22 protein-coding genes are annotated in these 22,470 nt (G+C 46.9%); 10 read left to right on the plus strand and 12 right to left on the minus strand.

Features of this window, described 5'->3' with window-relative positions:
• Positions 1-44: 44 nt before the first annotated feature.
• The 3 genes from hutG to hutC form a co-directional block, all read right to left on the minus strand.
• Complete coding sequence (gene hutG / locus HCZ42_RS09290; protein WP_167420431.1) at positions 45-1,058, minus strand: formimidoylglutamase; 1,014 nt, start codon at positions 1,056-1,058, stop codon at positions 45-47.
• Positions 1,051-2,214, minus strand: coding sequence for an imidazolonepropionase (gene hutI / locus HCZ42_RS09295; protein WP_217702291.1), 1,164 nt, complete (start codon positions 2,212-2,214; stop codon positions 1,051-1,053). Before hutI ends, hutG begins: the two co-directional genes overlap by 8 nt.
• A gap of 189 nt (positions 2,215-2,403) precedes the next feature.
• Positions 2,404-3,114, minus strand: a complete 711-nt coding sequence (gene hutC, locus HCZ42_RS09300) for a histidine utilization repressor (RefSeq protein WP_167420433.1) — start codon at positions 3,112-3,114, stop codon at positions 2,404-2,406.
• A 192-nt stretch (positions 3,115-3,306) separates the two neighbouring features.
• Between hutC and HCZ42_RS09305 the strand changes: the two genes are divergently transcribed.
• Positions 3,307-4,050 carry a sporulation protein gene (locus HCZ42_RS09305; RefSeq protein WP_167420434.1) on the plus strand — a complete coding sequence of 248 codons (744 nt, stop codon included), beginning with the start codon at positions 3,307-3,309 and terminating at the stop codon, positions 4,048-4,050.
• A gap of 55 nt (positions 4,051-4,105) precedes the next feature.
• Here the strand turns inward: HCZ42_RS09305 and HCZ42_RS09310 are convergent, their stop codons facing one another.
• Positions 4,106-4,576: an ASCH domain-containing protein gene (locus tag HCZ42_RS09310; RefSeq protein ID WP_167420435.1), complete on the minus strand. Its 471-nt coding sequence runs from the start codon at positions 4,574-4,576 to the stop codon at positions 4,106-4,108.
• A 62-nt stretch (positions 4,577-4,638) separates the two neighbouring features.
• Positions 4,639-5,412: a phosphoribosylglycinamide formyltransferase gene (locus tag HCZ42_RS09315; RefSeq protein WP_167420436.1), complete on the minus strand. Its 774-nt coding sequence runs from the start codon at positions 5,410-5,412 to the stop codon at positions 4,639-4,641.
• A gap of 313 nt (positions 5,413-5,725) precedes the next feature.
• On the opposite strand from HCZ42_RS09315, the gene HCZ42_RS09320 reads away from it, so the two are divergent.
• Positions 5,726-6,373 carry a thiopurine S-methyltransferase gene (locus HCZ42_RS09320; protein ID WP_167420437.1) on the plus strand — a complete coding sequence of 216 codons (648 nt, stop codon included), beginning with the start codon at positions 5,726-5,728 and terminating at the stop codon, positions 6,371-6,373.
• Between the two features lie 73 nt (positions 6,374-6,446).
• Here HCZ42_RS09320 and purT read toward each other — a convergent pair whose 3' ends face one another.
• Positions 6,447-7,622 carry a formate-dependent phosphoribosylglycinamide formyltransferase gene (gene purT, locus HCZ42_RS09325; protein WP_167420438.1) on the minus strand — a complete coding sequence of 392 codons (1,176 nt, stop codon included), beginning with the start codon at positions 7,620-7,622 and terminating at the stop codon, positions 6,447-6,449.
• A 353-nt stretch (positions 7,623-7,975) separates the two neighbouring features.
• Between purT and HCZ42_RS09330 the strand changes: the two genes are divergently transcribed.
• Entirely contained in the window at positions 7,976-9,178 is a 1,203-nt protein-coding gene (locus HCZ42_RS09330) for an HD-GYP domain-containing protein (protein ID WP_167420439.1), read from the plus strand.
• 31 nt (positions 9,179-9,209) lie between these two features.
• Here HCZ42_RS09330 and cdd read toward each other — a convergent pair whose 3' ends face one another.
• The 6 genes from cdd to HCZ42_RS09360 form a co-directional block, all read right to left on the minus strand.
• Entirely contained in the window at positions 9,210-10,097 is an 888-nt protein-coding gene (gene cdd / locus HCZ42_RS09335) for a cytidine deaminase (protein WP_167420440.1), read from the minus strand.
• Positions 10,098-10,346: 249 nt separating this feature from the next.
• Positions 10,347-11,024: an LrgB family protein gene (locus HCZ42_RS09340; RefSeq protein ID WP_167420441.1), complete on the minus strand. Its 678-nt coding sequence runs from the start codon at positions 11,022-11,024 to the stop codon at positions 10,347-10,349.
• The gene (locus HCZ42_RS09345) at positions 11,024-11,389 is read right to left on the minus strand and encodes a CidA/LrgA family protein (protein WP_167420442.1); all 366 of its coding nucleotides are present in this window, start codon (positions 11,387-11,389) and stop codon (positions 11,024-11,026) included. The genes HCZ42_RS09340 and HCZ42_RS09345 overlap by 1 nt, the downstream gene beginning before the upstream one ends.
• A 139-nt stretch (positions 11,390-11,528) precedes the next feature.
• Positions 11,529-12,953: an exodeoxyribonuclease I gene (sbcB, locus tag HCZ42_RS09350; protein WP_167420443.1), complete on the minus strand. Its 1,425-nt coding sequence runs from the start codon at positions 12,951-12,953 to the stop codon at positions 11,529-11,531.
• A gap of 142 nt (positions 12,954-13,095) precedes the next feature.
• Positions 13,096-14,469 carry an L-cystine transporter gene (locus HCZ42_RS09355; protein ID WP_167420444.1) on the minus strand — a complete coding sequence of 458 codons (1,374 nt, stop codon included), beginning with the start codon at positions 14,467-14,469 and terminating at the stop codon, positions 13,096-13,098.
• Positions 14,470-14,653: 184 nt separating this feature from the next.
• Complete coding sequence (locus HCZ42_RS09360) at positions 14,654-15,340, minus strand: NAD(P)H-binding protein (RefSeq protein ID WP_167420445.1); 687 nt, start codon at positions 15,338-15,340, stop codon at positions 14,654-14,656.
• A 409-nt stretch (positions 15,341-15,749) separates the two neighbouring features.
• Here HCZ42_RS09360 and HCZ42_RS09365 point away from each other — a divergent pair, with 409 nt between their 5' ends.
• From HCZ42_RS09365 to HCZ42_RS09395, 7 genes are all read left to right on the plus strand, one after another.
• Positions 15,750-16,361, plus strand: coding sequence for a flavin reductase family protein (locus HCZ42_RS09365; protein ID WP_167420446.1), 612 nt, complete (start codon positions 15,750-15,752; stop codon positions 16,359-16,361).
• Positions 16,362-16,367: 6 nt separating this feature from the next.
• Positions 16,368-17,396 (plus strand): nicotinate-nucleotide--dimethylbenzimidazole phosphoribosyltransferase, encoded by a 1,029-nt coding sequence (gene cobT / locus HCZ42_RS09370; RefSeq protein ID WP_167420447.1) that lies wholly within the window; start codon positions 16,368-16,370, stop codon positions 17,394-17,396.
• A complete protein-coding gene (locus HCZ42_RS09375) occupies positions 17,396-18,169 on the plus strand; it encodes an adenosylcobinamide-GDP ribazoletransferase (RefSeq protein ID WP_167420448.1) in 774 nt (257 codons plus the stop codon). Before cobT ends, HCZ42_RS09375 begins: the two co-directional genes overlap by 1 nt.
• Positions 18,170-18,700, plus strand: coding sequence for a bifunctional adenosylcobinamide kinase/adenosylcobinamide-phosphate guanylyltransferase (cobU, locus tag HCZ42_RS09380; RefSeq protein WP_167420449.1), 531 nt, complete (start codon positions 18,170-18,172; stop codon positions 18,698-18,700).
• Position 18,701: 1 nt separating this feature from the next.
• Complete coding sequence (locus HCZ42_RS09385) at positions 18,702-19,316, plus strand: histidine phosphatase family protein (RefSeq protein ID WP_167420450.1); 615 nt, start codon at positions 18,702-18,704, stop codon at positions 19,314-19,316.
• Positions 19,317-19,342: 26 nt separating this feature from the next.
• Positions 19,343-21,133 carry a M3 family oligoendopeptidase gene (locus HCZ42_RS09390; RefSeq protein ID WP_167420451.1) on the plus strand — a complete coding sequence of 597 codons (1,791 nt, stop codon included), beginning with the start codon at positions 19,343-19,345 and terminating at the stop codon, positions 21,131-21,133.
• Between the two features lie 204 nt (positions 21,134-21,337).
• Positions 21,338-22,366 (plus strand): succinylglutamate desuccinylase, encoded by a 1,029-nt coding sequence (locus HCZ42_RS09395; RefSeq protein WP_167420452.1) that lies wholly within the window; start codon positions 21,338-21,340, stop codon positions 22,364-22,366.
• Positions 22,367-22,470: the final 104 nt, after the last annotated feature.

The following is a 22,470-nucleotide window of genomic DNA, read 5'->3' on the forward strand; positions in this document are numbered from 1 at the left end:
GGCCAAGCCCGTTAAGGCCTAGCTTCACTGCTCACTGGTTTCTACTATTGTTCTGAAAGTGCGTTGGCGATATCCCAACAAAGTCGAGCGGCCAACCGAGCTGTCTGACTGTCTACGTCATAGGTCGGGTTGTACTCGGCGATATCGGCAATAACCAACTTTTGTTTGTAATGTAAAATTCGGTCCAAAAACGGCGACAACGTCTCCATGCTGACGCCTCTTGCAGCGGGCGCACTTACTCCTGGCGCGGTTGCCGCGGGGAATACATCCAAATCGATCGTTAGGTAGATGTAATCGCAATTGTCGATAAAGTGCTGCAACTGGGTTAGGTGATAAATATGGTTTAAGTGGGCAAGGTCTTTGTCTTCCACATACCAAACATTTAACTCATCTGCGCGCTTAAATAGTGCTTCAGTATTGCTTGCGCGGCTGACACCTAAACAGGCGTAATGAAATGGCCAGCCGTGTTGTTGGCAATAGTGCTGAATCTGATTAAACGGCGTACCCGAACTCGGCTTTACGTCTGCTTGTGTGCTTTCAAAGGCTCGTAAATCAAAGTGCGCATCAAAGTTAATGATGCCGATTTTTGGTGGCTTGGCTGGGCTGAGATATTCAAAATAACGCGCAAGACCTTGGAAAGAAGCCCATGCCACTTCATGTCCGCCGCCTAACGTAATAACGGGGGTAGAGCGCAATGCTTGGGCAATCACAGCCGCGCAGTCCGATTGAGACTGCTCCAGTAAATCGTCTTCACATACCACATTGCCGAGGTCGATCAACGTGCTTTCGTTGTGCCAAGCCATGTTCGCGAGTGCACGACGAATAAGGTCCGGCGCTTTACGCGCACCGACGCGACCTTTGTTACGTGCAACCCCTGCGTCACAGGCGAAACCAAGTACACTGATTGCATTGCGATACGGTTCTAACTCCTGAACCGGAATTTTTTTAATTACATGATGGACACGCTTACCTAAGCTGCCGTCTTCCGCGTCATGTCTGCCTTGCCAATGAAAATCTTGGTTTGTATTGGGTAGGCGAGTCGTCATTTGATCAGACATGATTCAGTTCCCCGTTGATGATACGAGCGGATAAACGTGATACGCCTTGCTGGTAGCTAAAATCCGCTGGATGTTCGATATCCCAAATTGCGAAATCGGCGTCAAATCCAGTCTGAATTTGACCTCGACTTTCTGCAAAACCCAAAGCTCGAGCTGCATTGCAAGTCACACCTCTAAGTGTTTCTTCCGGAGTGAGTCCAAACAAGGTACAACCCATATTCATCATCATAGTCAAATCTGCAAAAGGTGACGTGCCTGGGTTCAGATCAGTGGCAATTGCCATCGGAACTTTATGTTTGCGTAGAAGTTCGATTGGCGGCAGTTGGGTTTCTTTTAAGAAATAGAATGCGCCCGGCAGGAGTGTGGCAACCGTGCCAGAATCTCGCATTGCTATAACGCCTTGCTCGTCGAGATACTCAATATGATCCGCTGACAAACCGGAGTATTTGGCTGTCAAGGCAGTGCCGCCAAGGTTTGAAAGCTGCTCGGTATGCCCTTTAACTTTTAAGCCATGCTGCTGCGCAGCGATAAAGACTTTCTCGGTCTGCGCTAGGTCAAACCCGATGGACTCACAGAAGACATCGACGCTGGTGGCGAGTTTTTCTTCAGCAACAAGTGGGATGATTTCCTGACAGACCATGTCGATGTAGTCATTCGCTTTGCTCACATATTCTGGTGGCAGAGCGTGCGCAGCGAGTAATGTGGTCTCCACGCGGATCTGACGGTGATCTTCGAGTGCTTTTGCAGCGCGCAGCATCTTGATTTCATCGTTGAGGGTTAAACCATAACCAGACTTCACTTCCACGGAGGTGACGCCTGTTCGAATTAGCCCATCCAACCGAGGTAAAGCCAGCTCAACAAGTTGTTCTTCGCTAGCTGCACGTGTTGCTTTGACCGTCGATAGAATACCGCCACCTTGTTTAGCAATCTCTTGGTAAGGCACACCGTTCAAGCGCATTTCAAACTCGTTGGCACGGTTACCGGAGTAAATAAGGTGGGTATGGCAATCGATGAAACCCGGTGTAACGAGCTTGTTTTGGCAGTTGTAAACGTGACCAATTGCGGGTAAATCGCTTGAGACAGAAACGATTTTCCCCGCATTGATATGAATGTGAGTAGGTTCCGACACCTGATAACCGGCAGCGCCCGAAGTCATCGATACGATACGCGCATTGATGAGCGTCATGTCGTTGCTTTGGGTTTTATTATGGTGATTGTTATGAGTGTCCATTCTGCCAGTAATATCCATATGCTTAAATGTATATACAAATAATGATTCGGGTTAGTCAAACGATCAAGTTTAATGTTATGAAAATGTGATCGTTAAGCAAAATAATTGGCTAGATTAGAGTAGAACTTTAGAGCTTAATTTGTACTTCGAACCCGGATGGTAGAGTAATGCTGAACTCACCAGTTTATCTTGGCTCCATGTTCTACGGTTTAAGAGCAAGCAAGGCTCGTTGCCGCTCAAGTTCAATGAAGCGCGAACATGAGAGTCTGCAACTATCGCTTCAACCGTGTGCTCAATTGCGCTAAGCGGGCAGTTCTGCGACAGGTATTGGTTGGGTGTGATTTGGGTAAAGTCTTGCTCTAGGTAGTTAGGTGCGTAAGCAGCATTTACCCAACGCAGTTCCAACTGAATCGGCGCGCTATCTTCAAAGTGTATGATTTCACTATAGAAAATTGGCGTATTGAGCATCACTCCGAGTTTGGTTGCAATACGTTCATCCGCTCGTATCGCCGTTTGTTTGATCACTTTGCTGGTATAAGCTTTGCCGCGCTGCGTGACTTCTTCCGCGATGTTTCTGATATCTAACAGCGGGGATTCCGCTTTCTCTTCTGGGGCGCAAACAAAGGTGCCTAAACGGGGCTTACGCTGAAGTTTACCCTCAGAGACCAAATCACGTATCGCTTTGTTGACCGTCATACGGCTGACGTCAAACTGCTTGGTGAGCTCAATTTCGGTTGTAATTTGATGCCCGACCGGCCACTGGCCAGACTCAATTTTGTCGTTAATGAACTGCTTAATCTGCAGGTATAAAGGCGCGTTGCTCATGTTGTGTTCTTGTATTTTTTGACTATACAAATGTTTATACATTTAAATGGAACTTACAAGCAAGGTGTTTAGCATTGAGTCGAATCTGCGAGTGCGCCACATTTTCCTTGGCGAATGACGAAAATGGCTTGATCTCTCACGGAGGGCACGTTAAACAAATGTTGCTAACAACGAAAGGCAAAAGGAAACAGAATGTTCGGTAAGTTAAAGGCTTCATTAGGCATTGGCGCAGCGAAAGTCGATACAGTTTTAGAAAGCATGTCAATGTTTCAAGGAGACACGCTAAAAGGGGTTGTACATATTCAGGGTGGTGATGTAGAGCAGCAAATTGACGCGATCAACTTAAAACTATGTACAGAAGTGAAAGTCGAAAGCGACAACAGTGTCAGCTATCAAAGTTTTGTTCTTGGCAAGCTGCAAGCGGTACAGCCATTTACGGTTCAGCCGAATGAAAATAAACAAGTGCCTTTCGAGCTTAAACTCGATGATGAAACACCGATCACAGCGTTAAATGCTCTCAAGAACCTGTGCCATGTTTGGGTAGAGACATCGCTAGACATTGATTTTGCGATCGATCCTAAAGACCGTGATTTTCTTGAAGTGAAACCTCTGCCAGTCGCTGCGAAAGTCATTTCTGCGATTGAAAACGCTGGCTTTGCGATGGTTAAAGCAGACGTAGAAAAAGGTTACTTACGCGGTGGAAACTTCTCATCTAAGTCAGGTTGTTATCAGGAAATTGAGTTCCGTAACAACGGCTTTATCAATAAAAAAGAGATTGAACTGTCATTCATCTTGGAAGGTGGCTTGATGCATTGTCTGGCTGAAGTGGATCGCTCACTAAGCTTGCGTGGCGATCAATACATTTCCTTTACTCTGCCGCTAGGCGCAAGTGATGGTGACATCAGCCAAGCCGTTAGCCGTGTGTTATCGGTGTAATCGTGAGAAAAAGCGCCACCCGAACATCGTCGGGTAGCGCTTTGATTCTTGGCCTTTAATCAATTGGGTAGACTTTTTCAAAGCGCTCTAGCACCAACTCTGAACTGAGCGTAAACTCAGCCCCAATTTCTTTGGCGTATTGGGTGAAGAAATCGATATGCGCCTTTCGCCACCATTCATAAGTCCCATCTCCTTCGCCTTCCGATTGAGCAAACTCTTCGCTTACCTGGTCAAACGGACAGAAAGACACATCGGTTAATTTCACAATGCAGACGGGTTCTTCTTTCCAGTTGAGAACAACGGTGAGTCGGCCAACTTCTGGGAAAGGTTCATTTTCAATCTCATAACCCTGTTTAAGGCTACACGACGCCCGTTTTTGACCAATATTGATCAAGCGCGCGCATTCATTGGCGTTGTACTCGTCAGCACAGAAGTATTCAGCGATGGTTTGAGGAATCGCATCACGTTCTTCAACGCTCAGCGTTTGCAAATATTGGTCGAGGAAAGCTTGTTGCTCGGGTGTCATACGGGTCCTTGTAAATACGCCTTTCAACAGTGCTGAAAGGCGTTGTCGTTGGTTTATGGCTGTTAAGCAGCACTTAAGTTTGTGGTCAAATAAGGCTGCCAAGCGTGTTGGTAGAGCTCTTTTGACTGGCTGCGCATGGTGCGGATTTTCGCCATTTCAAATTCAGACAGGTCACGGCTTTCTGCTGCAGCTTGTCGTTCAATCTTTTGAATTTTCTCATAAAGATCGTGTTCAGGGCCACTTTTCACATCTGCAATCGCTTTTAAGTGAATTTGTACTTCCGCTACGAGTTGAGTTTTTGGCAACTGAACAAGCAGGTTTAGATCGCGATAGCCTGATGCGGCTGGATTTTTAAAGCGATTTTTTACTTTTACGATGGTTGTTTCGCGGTTAAGGATTTCGTACACCGTGGTCAGACTCTCAATGTCATCGGCAACGATCGTTGCGCGCGCCAAGTCAGTAATGCGCTCTACTTGTCCGTCGAGCTCGTGTTCGATTTTTGCTTTCGCTCGGTCAGAAGACTTCACGCCGGCGAAGTAAGCTTCAGTGGAGGTCAGTAGCGCGGCACTTTTACATAGAGTTTCTAGCTCGGCTTGAGCTTGATGTGCTTTGGAGTAGAGGATGTCGAAGTCAGAATATGGCTGGCGTGGTGTGTTGTTGGTAGAGGCAATGCCATACAGACCACTCAAGTTATGTCTAAACGCTTTAGAACACATTTCGTTCTGATTACCAGAACGATTTTGTTCCCCAGCCGGAGCGGTTGGAATCGCGGCAAACGCCGGCGCTCGGCTGAGCATTAATAGCATCAGTGCTGTTGTTCGCAGGAATAAGCTCATTCACTCTCCTTAGATTCGTAGCGGCTTAGAAAAAGGTGTCGAAAAAGGTTTCAAGCACTAAGTCCTACGACTCTCTGTTTGATATATTGGGGCAAAATAGTGAATCCCAATCCAAACAACTCTGACTATTTGCGTTTTTAGAGCTAGCTCTCATTCGTATCAAGCGGCAAAAAAGCAAACGTTCAATTTTGAGTACGTGTTTGAGTATATAGAACTAATCTGAACCAAGTATGAACAGTCAGTTAATGTGGGGATACCACTGCCGACGGCTTTCGTATAGTCTATGGCTATTAAAGTCAGACCCGAGATAATAATGAGAGATCCAGAATTTTGGCACGGAAAGTGGGCCAGTAATCAGATCGGTTTTCACCTTGATGATGTGAATCCACTACTGATCAAATATTGGCAGCACACCAATCCAAGCTATGAAGATAAAGTCTTGGTGCCACTGTGCGGTAAGTCAGAAGACTTGGTTTGGTTAGCGACTAAACACGAAGATGTGCAAGGTGTTGAGCTAAGTAAGATTGCGGTTCGAGCGTTTTTTGCTGAACACTTTTACACGCCGATGGTGACGTCAATCAATGGTATGCATGAGCTGTATCAGTTTGACGAGTTATCGATTTACACCGGTGATTTTTTTACTGCGCCTGTTCAGAACGCGGATATCATTTATGACCGTGCAGCGCTGGTTGCTTTGCCACAAGAGATGCGTGAAGAATACGCTCAGCGCGTGAAATCATTGCTTAATCCCGGAGGTCGTATCTTATTGGTGACATTGGACTATGTTCAGGAAGAAATGTCTGGACCTCCTTTCTCGGTTTCTGAGCAGGAAGTACGTCGTTTGTTTGCAGAATTCAAGATAACCAAACTCAACCGTGATGACGCGGATGAGGACCACCCTAAAATCGCCAAAAAAGGGTTGTCGCGCTTTGCTGAAGAAGTCTATTTGTTGGAAGCTTAAACGACATAAACCAATAGTTTAAACGTAAAAAGGCTTGGAATATCCAAGCCTTTTTCTTTTTGGTTGTTTACCGTTAGTAGATAACTTTAACCTTGCTCGCACTGCTGACAGCGTCTTCAATGGCTTGCTCAATGGTGTCACGGCGCGTAATGGCGACACCAAGACGACGACGTCCATCGATATCTGGCTTGCCAAACAGACGCAACTGAGTTTGAGGTTGAGCCAGTGCTAATTCCATTCCTTCGAAGCGAATGTCTTCAGAAGTGCCTTGACCAAGGATAACCGCAGATGCACAAGGGCCGTATTGGGTAATGGCTGAGATTGGTAAACCAGTGAACGCACGAACGTGTAGGGCAAACTCTGAACTGTCTTGAGACATCAGGGTAACCAGACCAGTATCGTGTGGGCGAGGGGAGACTTCATTAAAGATAACCGTATCGCCTTTTACAAACAGCTCTACACCAAAGATGCCGTAACCGCCAAGTGCGTTAACCACTTTGCCTGCTGCATCTTGTGCTGCTTGTAGGGCCGCATCTGACATTACTTGTGGCTGCCAAGATTCGCGGTAGTCACCGTCTTCCTGGCGGTGGCCAATTGGTGCGCAGAAATGAACACCATCAACTGCGCGCACAGTCAGAAGGGTAATTTCGTAATCAAAATCGATAAAGCCTTCGACAATCACGCGACCTGCGCCAGTACGACCACCTTCTTGAGCATAGCTCCACGCTTTATCTACGTCATCGGCACTTTTGATCACGCTCTGACCTTTGCCTGATGAACTCATCACCGGTTTACAAACACAAGGAATACCGACCGCTTCAATCGCAGCGGTAAACTCTTCATAGCTGTCAGCAAAACGATACGGTGAGGTAGTCAGTTGCAACTCTTCTGCTGCCAAACGACGAATGCCTTCACGGTTCATCGTCAGTTTAGTGGCTTTCGCTGTTGGCACAACGTTTAAGCCTTGGCTTTCTAGCTCCACGAGCTTGTCGGTCGCGATAGCTTCAATTTCTGGTACGACGTAATCAGGCTGCTCTTTTTCAATAATGGCCTGCAAAGCATCACCGTCCAACATATCAAGAGTGTAGCTGCGGTGAGCAACCTGCATCGCTGGAGCCGATTCATAACGGTCGCACGCGATCACTTCCAATCCAAGACGCTGACATTCAATCGCCACTTCTTTACCGAGTTCACCAGAACCTAATAGAAGTACGCGAGTAGCATTTTTACGAGTAGCCGTACCAAACATAATTAACCTTTCTAACAGAGCGGATTTGAATTAATGCGACGGATCATACTGATTAACACTAGAAAAGCAAACGTTTGCGTTATCTTGTTAAACAAACGGCATTCTTATTAGTTGGTAATTTTTGCAATATGATGAAGATCACACTTTTGAAAGTGTGTTAGTATTATTACTCTAAATCATTATGCAACTACATGTTTATATTGGGAAATATTCATGGGGTTAGTACAAGATTCTTAAACTAAATTTAACGGGTCGCCATGGATCGCGGTGATACCCGATGTTCATTCCTCACTCTGTGGGTGTGAGGGTTTAATAGATAAGTGACATTGATTGTCACAATAGAAATTGAATAGATGCATTACGATCCTAAGAACTCAATAAAAATACCTTTAGACACGCTTAGCATTGGCATGTTTGTTACCGCGATTGAAGATAATAAGCGGGTAAACCTGTCGAATGCAGGGCGGGTGTCTTCTCAGCGTGCGATTGACGAGCTGAAAAAGAACAGCATCAAATACGCTTGGGTTGACCAAAGCCTGTCGGTAAAAGGTTGCGTGTTTAAGCCGGTTAAGTTGACCAACGATGAACCTGAAGAGGCGTCTCCGCTTAAGTTTAAACGCGTTCATAAAAGTCGTTTTTCTCACCAAAAACGCGCCTCACGGATCATTCGAGAGGCAAAAACGCTTGCCCATAGAATTCTCAACCAAACATTTGCAGGTAATTCGGTCCACGTCGATGAATTGGAGCGTTGGGCGGATGATTTGATCGAGCAAGTCTTAGTTGATTCAGACGCTCTTCATTGTGTTTCAGCATTACGAAACAAAGACGAATATTTGCTTGAGCATTCAGTGAATGTCGCAACCTTACTTGTCTCTTTTGGTAAGCATTTAGGACTTTCCAAAGAGGAACTAAAACATGTAGCAATTGGTGGCATCATCCACGATATCGGAAAAATCAAAGTGGACGACAAAATCCTCCATAAGCCAGGGCGTTTGACGTCAGAAGAATTTGAGCACATGAAAGGCCACCAAACACATGCCAAACAGATGATTGGTTCGGTTGTTGGTGTGAGTGATATCAGTCGAGATGTCTGTTTGATGCACCATGAGAAGCTAGATGGTCAAGGGTATCCAAAGGGCTTGAGCGGCGAGCAAATTTCAATTTACGGTCGCATGAGCTCGATTGTTGATATCTATGATGCTTTGACCGCAGACCGCTGTTATAAACGCGGCATGAGTTCGGCTGAAGCGTTTAAGATTTTGCTTAGCCTGACACCGTTTCAACTGGATAAGAAAATGGTCTATAAGTTCATCAACTGCGTGGGTATCTATCCGGTGGGCGCGTTGGTTGAACTGAGTGACGGGAAAGTGGGAATCGTGTGGACCTCGAACAGTGCCAATCCTCTTAAGCCAGAAGTAAAATGTTTCTACTCGCGCAAGTACCGTCACTTTATCGATGTTTGCTACGTCGATCTCAAACACAGCCAGCTCAGTATAGAAAAGGCGATAGCCCCAAGCCTGTTGGAAGTCGATCCAAGTCCATTTTATGACATATAAAAAAGGCGCTCACTGAGCGCCTTTTTGAGTTCTATACTGCGAGGTATGAAACCTGAATGTCTGGGTTGACCGCTTCTAGTGTCGCTTGTGTATCGGCCAAGTGGCTGATGCTGCCATCGGCCATTTCTGCCAACGCAACAGAGTCAATTTGCTCCAAAGACTGACCGTCTAGTAACATCTGAATCATTGCGACTTGCAGCGGAGGTAGGCTTGGGTTAAATGCCGCATTCTCTGCGTAAGCACCCAAGTATACTTTGTCGTTTTTCGCTTTGATTGCGATACCGCTTAGGTTGTGCGTATACGGCGCGTGGCTCTTGTTGAGGCCTTTTAGCGCTTCAAGGACTAGTTCGTCGGATTCTTCGGTCGTTTTACCGTGATCGACGGCAGTCATCAATCCTGATTCAATGCCTAAATCGGCAGGGCCGAATGACTCTGGTAAGTATTGTTGCAGTGTCATTTCGTCACGTTGAGGTAGTTGAACCACCAGCTCATTTGCTGTTGTCAGCTCGTTCATAAACTGACGACAGTGACCGCAAGGACTGAAGTTAATCGTGATGTCAGAGACGCCTTGTTCGCCTTTCATCCAAGCATGGCTAATCGCGGATTGCTCTGCGTGAACAGTCTGTCCTAGTTGAGCACCTAAAATTTCGACGTTAGCACCAAAGTAAAGACGGCCAGACAAGCCACGTACGATTGCACCCACATAAAAATTAGAGATAGGCGCGTAAGAATAGGCTGCAGCAAACGGCAGTAACGCAACGCGCAGTTCGTCATCTTGCAGACCAGAGATCGCAAGTAGTTGTTGGAACTGCTTAGCAGAAATAGTCGCGTCAAAATCATCAGCGAGCAGAATCGGGGACAGGTACTCTGCTACCTTGCTTGGCGCTTCTGAAAGCGCTTGTTCAATGCGGCTTCTCATGTTGAATCCTTGTGTAAACATGTGGTGATATCGAAGACAAGCAGTGCATTACAGCGTGAACCCACTTCGATACTGGCATTTCATTTTATGGAAAGTAGCAAATAAATCTGTGAATAAAATCACATTAAATAATGCAATGAGATTCTCTGTTTCATAGTTAGAGTGAGGTCACACATGATAACGATTGCAGTCAAAAATTAAGTGAACTACGCCGAATAAACATCCGTTACTCGGCGAAGCAGACCATTTTTATGCCGCTAACCAGACTGCAAAGGCAAAGAATGATGGTGCGAGAATAGAGGTGATCACGCCGCATAGCACGAGCGCCAACGAACTGAACGCCGCATCTTGCCCATCTCTTTCTGCGCAGGCTGCAGTGCCCAATGCGTGAGAAACGGTGCCCATCGTCAATCCTTTGGCAATAGGGTGGGTAATGTTGAGCAGATTGTAAATTGGGTAAGCAACCATCGCCCCAAACAGGCCAACTAACAGTACCAAAATTGCGGCGATCGCTGGTTCACCACCTAAATGGCTCGATACTTCCATCGCGATAGGCGTTGTCACCGATTTTCCTAATAGACTAGCGATTAGCGTAATATCAGCTTGCATGTATACAGCGATAACGCTGCTGGTTAGCATTGACATCGCACTACCAACACCACACGCAAGCGCGATAATTCGCCAGTTGGCTCGAATCTGTGGCAGTTGCTCGTAGAGCGGAAACGCCAAGGCAACGACCGCTGGTTGTAGCAGATAGTTAAGCCATCCGTTTGCTTCGTAATAGGTTTCAAATGGGACTTTGAAGTAAGTGAGAATCGGGATTATCACTACAAGACTGATGATGAGCGGGTTCATCAACGGTGTGTTGCACTTTCTGCAGATCCAGCGCGCTGCAAGGAAGACGATGACAGTAACTAATAACCACATTACTTGTTTCCTCCTTTAAGTACGCGATCTAAGAACAATCCGAGTACCACCAACACAATCGCGGTACCGCCAATGGCACTTGCGAGAATCGGCACTGCGTTCGCAAACAACAGGTCAAAATGATCCATTAGCCCGACACTGATCGGCACAAACAGTAGCACCATGTAACGGATAAGCAGCGTAGCGCCACTACGGACCCATTCAACCGGTACCAACCCACTCGCCATAAGGCCAAATAGAATCAGCATGCCAATGATGCTGCCCGGGATAGAAATGTCTAAGAGGTGTTGAAGATTGATGCCTGCCACAAGGCACAAGAAGATCAGCCCCAAAGATACGACGTATTTAAGCAAATTTTTAGCCATATGAAGTTGTCGTCCAAGTATATAAACTGCTCGTTGCATTTTCACAACGTAAGATTCCAATCGGAGTTGGAGTTCAAAACCTCACCAGCCGTTTTATTTTAATAATCGGTGAGGAGTAGGGTGCAGGCGTTATGACTACTTAAGATACTAGCTTTTGAACGTATTGGTATACGGATTTTAAAATAGCCATCTTCTTTTCATCACTTCCATGTTCGTGAACTAAGTTTTCCAAATTGAGCATATACTCTTCAATACGACTTTCGAAGTACTCGCGACAGTGCATAGCCCAGCGTTGTTGCTCAGTTTCGTCCAAAGTCCACGGGAAATTTCGGGCGCGGTAGCGGAATAGAAGTGGTGCGATTCGCTGGTCATTAAACGAAATGTCCAGTGCGGCTAGATTGTTTGGGTCAGTTTCACGGATGATATCCATTGACGCTTTGTCTGCGGGAGAGAAAAAACCGTCATAGAGTTGAGTGTCAACGTCATTGCTGCCCTCATACTCTCGCTCGATGCTGTATAAGCCCTGCAGCTTTTCACGAACTTCTGGATTCTGGCGCAAGATTGCCAAATTCTTTAAGCATTGCTCGCGGTTGATACCAATGTTTTCTGCGTTCTCTGCGGTTAGCGTCTTAGCCGGAGCGAGAATAGGGCACTTATTCAAGTGAACCAGTTTAACAGGGACTGGTAGCTCACCTTCTGCCAACTCACTATGTTTGGTGTATAGACGCTCGTGCAATTGCTCGGTCGTCAAATCGAGGAGTGGTTGAGGGTCTTTGGCCAAATCCACCGTGATGACTGCATTTTTATTGGTCGGATGCCAAGCCACCGGCACAATCCAACTGGTGTAGTTGCATTCACGACCTAACATGCCTGATACGTGCATCAACGGCGTCATATTGACGATGTCGATAAGCTCATTCAACTTGCGTTTATGGCGCATATTGAGGAAATAGTCGAACAGTTTTGGCTGTGCCGCTTTTAGCTTTTTCGCCATCTCAATAGTGGCGATAACGTCCGCCATTGCGTCGTGCGCATTTTCGTGTTCAATACCGTTGGCAACCGATAAGTGTTCAAGCTTAAAGCTGATAAAACCTTCTTCGTTTTCTGGCCAGTTGATCCCTTCAGGGCGCAAGGCATGGCACGCACGCATGACATCCAGCAAATCCCAGCGAGAGTTGCCGTTTTGCCAGCTCCACGCGTACGGGTCAAAGAAGTTGCGGTAACAGGTGTAGCGGGTGACTTCGTCATCAAAGCGAATGCTGTTGTAGCCAAGACTCGTTGTATTTGGTGTCGCCAACTGCTGATGGATTTTGGCAATGAACTCTGGCTCAGACAGACCTTTTGTTTGCGCGGTTTGTGGCGTGATTCCAGTAATCAGCGCCGCTTCTGGCGACGGTAGATAATCAGTTGGCGGTTGGCAGTAGATGACAAGAGGTTCACCGATGATATTAAAGTCCTGATCGGTGCGAACGCCTGCAAACTGACACGGACGGTCTTTAGCAGGGCTAGTTCCCCACGTTTCGTAATCAAAAAAGAAAAACGTAGGTTGGTGCTCTTGTTGCATGCTCTATTACCAAGTATTTGAAATTCACTTAGGTATTAGAACACTGCCGCTGCATCAAGGCAATCGACAAGGGATATTCTTAGCTTGAGTGCTAAAAAAATGGCCGACATGATGTCGGCCATTGAGGAAGGAATGATTCTGCTTACGCTTTTTGCGTTTCCAGCTCTTCGCTTACTGTTTTCTTACCCATGATGCGGCTAGTGATTGTACCTGCCGTCATCGCACCTGATACGTTCAGTGCGGTACGCGCCATATCGATTAATGGCTCGATAGAGATAAGCAGCGCAGCGATAGTCACTGGCAAGCCCATGGCTGGTAGTACGATAAGTGCTGCGAATGTCGCACCGCCACCAACGCCTGCAATACCGAATGAACTCACCACGATGATCGCAATTAGCGACAGGATGAAGTTGATATCCATCGGGTCAATACCGACCATCGGCGCAACCATAACCGCGAGCATTGCAGGGTAGATACCCGCACAACCGTTTTGACCAATCGTCGCACCAAATGACGCGGAAAGGTTCGCGATCGCTGGTGGCACGTTTAGTTTTTCGATTTGCGCTTCTACGTTCAGTGGGATAGACGCTGCAGAGCTACGAGACGTAAACGCAAAGGTCAGTACTGGCCAGATCTTCTGGAAGAACTCTTTCGGGTTCACACCGAAGAACGCCACAAGAATGCCGTGAACAACAAACATCAGCGCTATTGCCACGTAAGACGCGACGATAAAGCCAAGTAGGTTCAGGATATCACCTGCACTTGATGTCGCGACGACTTTCGCCATTAACGCTGCAATACCGTAAGGCGTTAGCGCCATGATCATTTTCACTAAACGCATGACGATAGATTGAATCGCTTCGACGAAAGTGCGAATTGGTGCTTCTAGCTCGTGCTTCTCCGCCATGACTTTACGTGCAGCAATGCCCGTTAGCACGCCAAAGATAACCACTGCAATGATCGAAGTCGAGCGAGCGCCAGTTAGGTCTGCGAATGGGTTAGTTGGAATAAAGCTAACCAGCATTTGCGGGATAGTTAGGTCACTCACACGGTCTGCACGACTCTCTAGTACTGCGATACGAGCTGTTTCACGCGCACCTTCAGTTAGACCTTCAGCCGTAAGACCAAATGCCTGAGTGACAAAGATAGCAACGATGGCAGAGATTGCTGTAGTGATCAAAAGGATAGAAATGGTGAGTGCTGAAATCTTGCCTAGTGAACCGCCTTTTTCAAGTTTCACGACCGCAGCGATCATAGAAACGAGTACTAACGGCATAATCACCATTTTCAGCAGGCCGACATAACCACGACCCACGACGTTGACCCATTCTAGGGTTTCGTTAATTACAGGATTGCCTTCACCGAAGATCAGTTGAAGAGCCAAACCAAAAGCACTACCTAGCACTAAACCGAAAAGTACCAGGCGCGATAGAGTATTCTCTTTTCTTTGTTGAGCAAACAGCAAGAAGAGAATGCCGGCAAATACCGCTAACGACGCAATAGCAGCTACTGACATGTCTGATTATCCTTATGTATTTTTAAGGTGCATTAAGGGACTTAATGCTTATGAAGAATAGAATTCGGATGGGCAAGATAATGATTCGAGGATAATGAATAAAGTGATTAAAAGTAATTTCTTATGCCTAAAAGTTATTAATCTCTCTTAGGCGTAATGTTTGCTATTCGATTGAAGTAAAAAGCTATTGATATTGCTTGATGAGCTGGCGCATATCGACGCTGTTTAAAATGGTGACTCTCTTATTGGAACGCTTAAACACACTGTATTGCATCGCCTTGGCGACATCACTGGCATGGATCGGAATCAGCTTTGCGAGCGGGCCAACCATCAGTGGACGAAGTACGCTCAAAATAGATTGGACGACTTGCTCGTCGGTACGTGGGTTATCGCGAATACCGACCAAAGGGCCTGGGCGGACAAACACAAGTTGCTCGAACTCCATTTTCTCAAGCGCTAACTCCATCTTGCCTTTGCAACGCAGATAGTGAGAAGGCGAATGAGGTGAAGCGCCAAAGCTAGAAACGACGCATAAACGTTTCACGCCCAGTAGCTTCATTTGTTGTGCGACTTTGCACACCAACTCGTAGTCAACTTTCTCAAGCCCTTGTGGGCTACCTGCCTGTTTTTTTGTTGTGCCTAGAGAAATAAATCCGTACTGCGGACGTGCACATTCGTCATCCCAATGTTTTACCTCTAGGTTTGCATCGGAAATGACGTCCAACTTATTGTGAGTAAAGGGCAACTCCCGTCGGCTGAGTGCGTAGATTTTATCAATTGGTTCTTGCTCTAAGAGCTGTTTGACCAGTTCGTGTCCAATTAAGCCAGAACCACCGGCCGTGATGACGATGAGATTACCCTGATTAGTCATAAGATCTCGAGCTTGATTAAATTACAGTCAGGTAAGAGATAATGGCACACGTTTTTGTGTTTTTGGACTCGATTTTTTTTGTTTCTGTTTCTTTTGTCGTTGATTGGCAAGCATAACAGACCTCCTTCACTACTCGCTGAGTCGTGCTCAGCATTCTTGTTAGAATCATGTTTTTATACCATTCAGTATCCGAAACCTTTCCTCATATTTTGCTTAAAATAAAAAAAGGTGTTCGATTATAAGGATAGACCGAACGCCGAAAAAATTTCATCTTTCTTATTCTTGTCTCATTTTCAAGCATGAGCTGACAAACGGTTGCTCACCCGAAAGCATAAAGCAGATGTTAACCCTATGATTTCACGTTACACTCAGAGCTTCTCAGGAATACACGCCAAGAAAGGGATTTACGATGAATATCGACCTCAGCACGCTTGCGCCGACTCAAATTTATCATCTGATGACTCAAACCATCATTCCGCGCCCGATTGCGTGGGTGTTGACTGAATCGGGTGATGAAAATTACAACTTAGCGCCATTTTCTTATTTCACGCCAGTATCGAGTAATCCTCCTTTGATGATGTTTTCGGTCGGCAAAAAGCCGGGTGGAGAGGTGAAAGACACAACGCGTAATGCATTAGAAACAGGGAGAATGGTTGTCCATATCGCCAGTGTTGATTTTGCAGATGCGGTGACGCAAAGTGCTGCGACGCTAGAACACGGCGAGTCTGAAATTGATCTTGCAGGTGTTGAACTGGTTGAGTTTGATGGTTGTGAGCTGCCGAGAATTAAAGATTGCCCAATTGCATTTGGTTGTAAGTTGTTTGAAGTTAAAGAAATTGGTGAGACGCCTCAAAGTCTGATTTTCGCTGAGATAGAAAATATTTATATCGATCCACAAGTGATCGGAGAGCGTGAAGACCGTGTGGTGGTTGACGCGTTACAAGTGAATCCGCTGTCGCGTTTGGGCGGTAGTCAATACGCTGTGTTAGAGAAAACCTTTTCAGTAGCGAGACCGAAGTAAATCATCATGTTAGACCAATCATATTCTGATGCTATCTGGCATCGCATTAACCAAAAAACCAAGCCGCTTGGTTCGCTAGGACAACTGGAGCAACTTGCTCATCAACTCGCGCTGATTCAAAGCAATCAAAAAGGTGAGCTAGTTACTCAACTCGAGATTATGCAGCCAACCGTGGCTGTGTTTGCCGGTGACCACGGCATCGCCGATGAAGGCGTGAGCATTGCGCCGAGTGCTGTGACTCAACAAATGGTGCTCAACTTTATGGCGGGTGGTGCAGCGGTCAACTGTTTTTGCCGTGCGAATGATGTAGCGCTAAAGGTGGTTGATTGTGGCATCTTGCTGCCAGTGGAGCACCAAAGCGATGACTTTATCGTGCAGCGATTGGGCACCCGAACCAATAACTTTGCCCAACAAGCTGCAATGACTGCGGAGCAGGTGAGTGAGGGGATTTTACTTGGCCGACGAGTGCTCAAAACCATTGTCGAATCTGGCTCAAACTTAGTGATGTTTGGCGAAATGGGTATCGGTAACACATCGAGTGCATCGGCTATCTTAGCGGCGCTTTCAAATCGCCCTATAGCTGAGTGCGTTGGTCGTGGCACAGGTATTTCTGACCAACAATACGCTAAGAAAGTGACCTTGGTGGCACAAGGCGTAGAGCGCTGTGTAGGACAAGAGGTGTACGAGGTTCTTGAGCAAGTTGGCGGATTTGAAATCGTTCAAATGGTGGGGGCGTATCTTGAAGCAACGGAGCAGAAGACACCAGTATTAGTCGACGGCTTTATTGCCACTGCAGCAGCTTACGCGGCGACCCAATTAAACCCACAGTGTCGAGATTATATGATCTTTGCCCATCAATCCCACGAGGCAGGACACAAGTACATGCTGGAAGAGCTACACGCTGAGCCTCTGCTCGACCTCTCGTTGAGATTGGGTGAAGGCACGGGCGCGGTACTGGCAGTGCCTTTGGTACGAGCAGCGGTGGAGTTTTACAATAATATGGCCAGCTTTGAGCAAGCAGGAGTGACAGTGTAATGCTTGCTGGGCTTAAATATCAGCTTGAGCTGTTTTGGCTATCTTTGGGCTTTTTCTCTCGCTTACCGATTCCGAGTGATACGCCGTATTCTGAGCAGAGAATGAACCAAGCCGGGCGCTACTTCGCGCTGGTGGGGGTATTACTTGGCTCCTTATGTGCGCTGGTTTACTGGCTAGCCAGTACGCTGTTTAGCACGGAAGTCGCGGTGTTTTTGATGATGTGCTTTAGCTTGATGCTGACAGGCGCATTTCATGAAGACGGTTTGACGGACATGGCCGATGGTATCGGTGGTGGGATGACGGTCGAAAGACGTTTGACCATCATGAAAGATAGCCGCATCGGAACCTATGGCGCGAGCGCGCTAGTCATGGCATTGCTGGGTAAGTTTGTGTTCCTTTCACAGCTTGCGCAGTTTACCGACTTAGTCGTCGTGATCATCGCTGTGTACGCGTTCAGCCGAGGCGTTGCGGCGAGTTTAATTTATGACATGCCTTACGTGTCAGATATCGATACCAGCAAAAGCAAGCCGCTTGCGAATAAGCAATCGCAATTGGAGCTGACGATCCTGATCGTCACCTCGTTGCTGCCGCTAATCTGTTTTGAAACCGGATTGATGGTCGCACTTGTTGCGGTGGCGCTGGTATTTCGTTTTGCGCTAAAACATTGGTTACTTAAGCGATTAGGCGGTTTTACTGGGGACTGCTTGGGCGCCGCTCAACAGTTAACCGAACTGCTGAGTTATCTCGTTATCCTTGCGTGGTTTGGAGTATAAATGTCGGTACATTTAATCTTAGGTGGCGCGCGCTCGGGCAAGTCGAGTTTCGCCGAAACAAACGTTAAGCAATGCGCGGAAGGCAAAGTGCTTCACTACGTTGCCACGGCAATCGCGTTTGACCAAGAAATGCAGAAGCGCATTCAGCACCATCAGCAAAGACGCGATGAAAGCTGGCAAGAGCACGAATGCCCATTGCAACTGCCTCAACTGATCAGCCGCTTTACTGCTGATGATGTTGTCTTGGTCGATTGCCTGACCTTGTGGCTGAACAACGTAATTTTTGAACAAGGCGAAGCGGCACAAGACGAAACGATCCGCAGTAAAGTCGATGAATTGGTGGCGGCGCTCGCAGATAGCTCCGCACATATCGTACTGGTCTCGAATGAAGTTGGTCTTGGGGTTGTGCCAATGGGCGAAGTGACTAGGCTATTCGTTGACCACGCTGGCTGGATGAACCAAGCTCTGGCAAAAGTTGCCGATCAAGTAACGTTTGTTGCGGCGGGTTTACCGATGAAACTAAAGGGCTAAGATGAGCAAAACCATCAATATCTATCTGCTTCGACACGGTAAAACGCTCGGTGCCCCCGCGCTTTATGGCAAAACTGACGTAAAAGTAGACGTTAGAGTACAAGAGCAGATCTGTCGGCAACTCGTTAAGCGCCAATTGCGCGTAACTAAAGTGATCAGTTCTCCTTTAGCTCGCTGTCGAGACCTCGCGCTAAAGTTGCTTCTCGCTCAACCCGAGTTGGAACTCGCTATCGCGCCAGAGCTGCGCGAAATGGACTTCGGGGACTTGGATGGCCAAGCTTTTGATTCGATCCCTGAGCACTGGCCGCAGCTTGAAAGCTTCTGGCAAAACCCTGCACAACACAACCTACCTAATGCAGAAAGACTAGGCGAATTTTATACAAGAATATCAACCTACTGGACGCAGTTTGTCGAAGATGTCGCAGACGACACATTGATTATTTGTCATGGTGGTACGATAAGGATGATTTTGGCGTCACTGTTGCCGCTCGATTGGCAAAACAGCGCGCTTTACTCAGTATTGCAAATAAACCATCAGTCAATTAGCCATATACAGCTCATTAAAGCAGAGACGACTTACAATCGGGTATGCTCAATTTCAGCCCCGATTCAGTAAATCACTGCAGCAAGGAATTCAAATAGATGACCACACCAAAATGGGACCTTACTATCGCTTACCAAGGGCTAGGTGATAGCAAAATTACGCAAGATATCTCACTTATTCAGCAGTGCATTCAAACGCTTGAAGTTCACGCCGATTCCAGAAACTCGGTATCGGTAATGCAAAACGCGATTCAAACCCGCGAAGCAGCAGGTAAGTTACTCTCCACCATCAACACCTTTGCGAATTGTCATGCATCGGTAGATGCAACCAATGCAGAAGCAAAAAGCTTGGTTGGGCGTTTGGCAAAATTGAGCTCTGAACTGGAACAGGCATTCACACCTTATCAAGATGCGCTGGTCAGCGCGCCTGAAGGCTTTATTGATGAAGTGCTGGCACATGAAAGTGAAGATGTCGCTGGTCAACGTTTCCAGATTGCTTGTCAACGCAAACTGGCGGATACCAAACTGAGTATTGCCGAAGAGCAACTTGTGTCTGCGCTGCAAGTCGATGGTAAAGACGCTTGGGGGCGTTTGTACGACAACATTACAGGCTCACTGCAAGTGACGTTAGAAGACGGCTCAAACAATAAAATGGGTTTCTCACAAGCAGCGAGTGTACTTTACGGTACGGACTTCGATGCGCAGAAGCCAGCGTGGCAGGGTATCCAAAACGCGATGCGTCAGAACCAAGAGTCTTTCGCCGCCATTCTGAATGCGTTGTCTGGTTGGCGTTTGACCGAGTATCAAAAGCGCTCACGTCTACGAGACGTTCATTTTCTTGAGCCGAGTTTGCACGGTAGCCGCATTGAAGCGAGCACCTTAGACGCGATGATGGACACCGCGAAAGCAAACCGAGCGGTCGGCCAGAAAGCGGGCGCGTTGATGGCTCGAGTGCATGGCCTAGACAAGATGACGCCATGGAACCACTTAGCAGGAATGCCAAGTCTGACGAATGCCGAGCCGAAAACTTACCCGTTTGACGAAGCAATCGAAATCATTCGCTCGGCGTTTGCGACAGTGAACCCTGAAATGGCTGAGTTTGTCACGACTATGGTCAACAATGGTTGGATTGATGCGGCACCAAGTGACAATCGCCGTCTTGGCGCGTATTGCACCAAGTTTGCCGCAACCAGAACACCACTTGTGTTTATGACATGGGGGGGAAGCCGCTCAAACTTGCTGACACTAGCGCACGAAATTGGCCACGCGTTCCATAACTGGGTGATGCGTGATATGCCATTGTGTATGACGCGTTACCCGATGACGCTGGCTGAAACCGCGTCTATCTTTGCGGAAAACATCGTTCGTGATTACCTCTTAGAGCAAGTCGAAACTCGCGAAGAAAAACTCGAGATGCTGTGGGAAGAGTTGTCGAGCTGCTACGCATTGATGATTAACATCCCAGTTCGATACGAGTTTGAAAAATCGTTTTACGAGCAGCGCTGCAAGGGTGAATTGGAAGCGTCACAGCTGTGCGAGTTGATGAGCTCGACTTGGCAAGACTGGTACGGCGATTCGATGGAAGGGAGTGATCCTTACTTCTGGGCGAGCAAGTTGCATTTCTCGATTTCAGAAGTGAGCTTTTACAACTATCCATACCTGTTTGGTTACTTGTTCAGTATTGGGGTTTACGCGCAACGCGAAGCGAAAGGGCAACAGTTCTACCAAGATTACGTCAATCTGTTGCGTGACACAGGCTCAATGATGGCAGAAGAAGTGGTGCAGAAGCATCTGGGTATGGATTTGTCTGGTGCTGAATTCTGGCAACAAAGTATCGATCGAGTCGCAAGTAAAATCGATGAGTTTGAATCTTTGCTAGATCAACTATAGTCCTTTTCCATTTATGGTATTATTGCGTAGCCGAGCAATCCTCGGCTATTTTGCATCGCGAGAGCATAAAGTAGCACCCCATAGTGCACAAACTGACCAAATTACAAATCGGGTTCGCATTTAGAATTAATAAGTGAGATCCGCCCTACATAATTTGTCAAAACAATTCATTAACATACTCGCTGTGCAATAAAGGAGTAGCGCATGACGAAAAAACTCTTTCGCCAATCTTTTCTTTTCGACAGCTTAGATTTAGCACAAGAAATGCCAGCTGCAGAAATGACAGTTGCTGGTGGAACCGTCTTTAAATTGCATCAACGTGGTGTTCTGGAAGTCATTCCTAAGAATCTATCTGCGGATAGCAAACACATTATTTTATCTTGTGGCGTTCATGGTGACGAAACTGCGCCGATGGAAATTGCCGACAAGATCATTTCCGATATTCAAACTGGTTTTCAGCCAGTGACCGAGCGATTGCTGTTTATTGTTGCCCATCCAGAGGCGACCAACGCACATACGCGCTTTATCGATGTTAACCTAAACCGACTTTTTGATGACAAAGAGTACGAGCCTTCAAAAGAACTCGATATTGCCGCCAATTTAAAACGTATTGTGAGTGATTTTTACCAGGGCACAGAACAGCATCAGCGTTGGCATCTAGACATGCACTGCGCGATTCGCCTTTCTAAACACTATTCGTTTGTTGTCAGCCCGAAAACGCGTCATCCGGTTCGCAGCAAAGCATTAATGGATTTTGTTGCAAGTGGTCATATCGACGCGGTTATGTTCTCCAATGCGCCATCTAGCACCTTTAGCTGGTACAGCGCTGAGAAATTTGGCGCGCAGGCTCTAACGATTGAATTAGGACGCGTTGCACGTATTGGCGAAAACGAGCTAGAAAAACTGGTTGCGTTTGATTTAGCACTACGTGATTTAGTGGCGTCTAGTGAGCCAGAGCATTTGCCTCGCACACCAGTGATGTACCGCGTGAGTCGCACGATCGTTCGTCTGCACGACGATTTTGATTTTATGTTTGACGATAATGTAGAGAACTTTACAGCGTTTAAACACGGCGAAGTGTTTGGTCATGATGGCGACAAACCGCTGATGGCGAAAAACGAAGGTGAGGCGATTGTCTTTCCGAACCGCACTGTTGCAATCGGTCAGCGTGCCGCTCTGATGGTATGCCCGGTGAAAACACGCTACGAAGAAGGTCAAGTCGTTTACGACTAAAGCTATCCTGCGCTAAATTCATTGTTCAGGCTTTCTATTTAAATGGCTTAACGGTATCGTTAAGCCATTAATTGTTGTACCAAAAGGATCAACAAACTCGTTTT

This window comes from Vibrio hepatarius, assembly GCF_011806575.1.
In the GTDB taxonomy this organism is placed as follows: Bacteria; Pseudomonadota; Gammaproteobacteria; order Enterobacterales; family Vibrionaceae; genus Vibrio; species Vibrio hepatarius_A.

Coding starts and splice junctions, on each gene's coding strand:
- hutG (WP_167420431.1), bottom strand. CDS start 1,058: ATGTCTGATCAAATGACGACTCGCCTACCCAATACAAACCAAGATTTT.
- hutI (WP_217702291.1), bottom strand. CDS start 2,214: ATGACTTCGGGCGCTGCCGGTTATCAGGTGTCGGAACCTACTCACATT.
- hutC (WP_167420433.1), bottom strand. CDS start 3,114: ATGAGCAACGCGCCTTTATACCTGCAGATTAAGCAGTTCATTAACGAC.
- HCZ42_RS09305 (WP_167420434.1), top strand. CDS start 3,307: ATGTTCGGTAAGTTAAAGGCTTCATTAGGCATTGGCGCAGCGAAAGTC.
- HCZ42_RS09310 (WP_167420435.1), bottom strand. CDS start 4,576: ATGACACCCGAGCAACAAGCTTTCCTCGACCAATATTTGCAAACGCTG.
- HCZ42_RS09315 (WP_167420436.1), bottom strand. CDS start 5,412: ATGAGCTTATTCCTGCGAACAACAGCACTGATGCTATTAATGCTCAGC.
- HCZ42_RS09320 (WP_167420437.1), top strand. CDS start 5,726: ATGAGAGATCCAGAATTTTGGCACGGAAAGTGGGCCAGTAATCAGATC.
- purT (WP_167420438.1), bottom strand. CDS start 7,622: ATGTTTGGTACGGCTACTCGTAAAAATGCTACTCGCGTACTTCTATTA.
- HCZ42_RS09330 (WP_167420439.1), top strand. CDS start 7,976: ATGCATTACGATCCTAAGAACTCAATAAAAATACCTTTAGACACGCTT.
- cdd (WP_167420440.1), bottom strand. CDS start 10,097: ATGAGAAGCCGCATTGAACAAGCGCTTTCAGAAGCGCCAAGCAAGGTA.
- HCZ42_RS09340 (WP_167420441.1), bottom strand. CDS start 11,024: ATGTGGTTATTAGTTACTGTCATCGTCTTCCTTGCAGCGCGCTGGATC.
- HCZ42_RS09345 (WP_167420442.1), bottom strand. CDS start 11,389: ATGGCTAAAAATTTGCTTAAATACGTCGTATCTTTGGGGCTGATCTTC.
- sbcB (WP_167420443.1), bottom strand. CDS start 12,953: ATGCAACAAGAGCACCAACCTACGTTTTTCTTTTTTGATTACGAAACG.
- HCZ42_RS09355 (WP_167420444.1), bottom strand. CDS start 14,469: ATGTCAGTAGCTGCTATTGCGTCGTTAGCGGTATTTGCCGGCATTCTC.
- HCZ42_RS09360 (WP_167420445.1), bottom strand. CDS start 15,340: ATGACTAATCAGGGTAATCTCATCGTCATCACGGCCGGTGGTTCTGGC.
- HCZ42_RS09365 (WP_167420446.1), top strand. CDS start 15,750: ATGAATATCGACCTCAGCACGCTTGCGCCGACTCAAATTTATCATCTG.
- cobT (WP_167420447.1), top strand. CDS start 16,368: ATGTTAGACCAATCATATTCTGATGCTATCTGGCATCGCATTAACCAA.
- HCZ42_RS09375 (WP_167420448.1), top strand. CDS start 17,396: ATGCTTGCTGGGCTTAAATATCAGCTTGAGCTGTTTTGGCTATCTTTG.
- cobU (WP_167420449.1), top strand. CDS start 18,170: ATGTCGGTACATTTAATCTTAGGTGGCGCGCGCTCGGGCAAGTCGAGT.
- HCZ42_RS09385 (WP_167420450.1), top strand. CDS start 18,702: ATGAGCAAAACCATCAATATCTATCTGCTTCGACACGGTAAAACGCTC.
- HCZ42_RS09390 (WP_167420451.1), top strand. CDS start 19,343: ATGACCACACCAAAATGGGACCTTACTATCGCTTACCAAGGGCTAGGT.
- HCZ42_RS09395 (WP_167420452.1), top strand. CDS start 21,338: ATGACGAAAAAACTCTTTCGCCAATCTTTTCTTTTCGACAGCTTAGAT.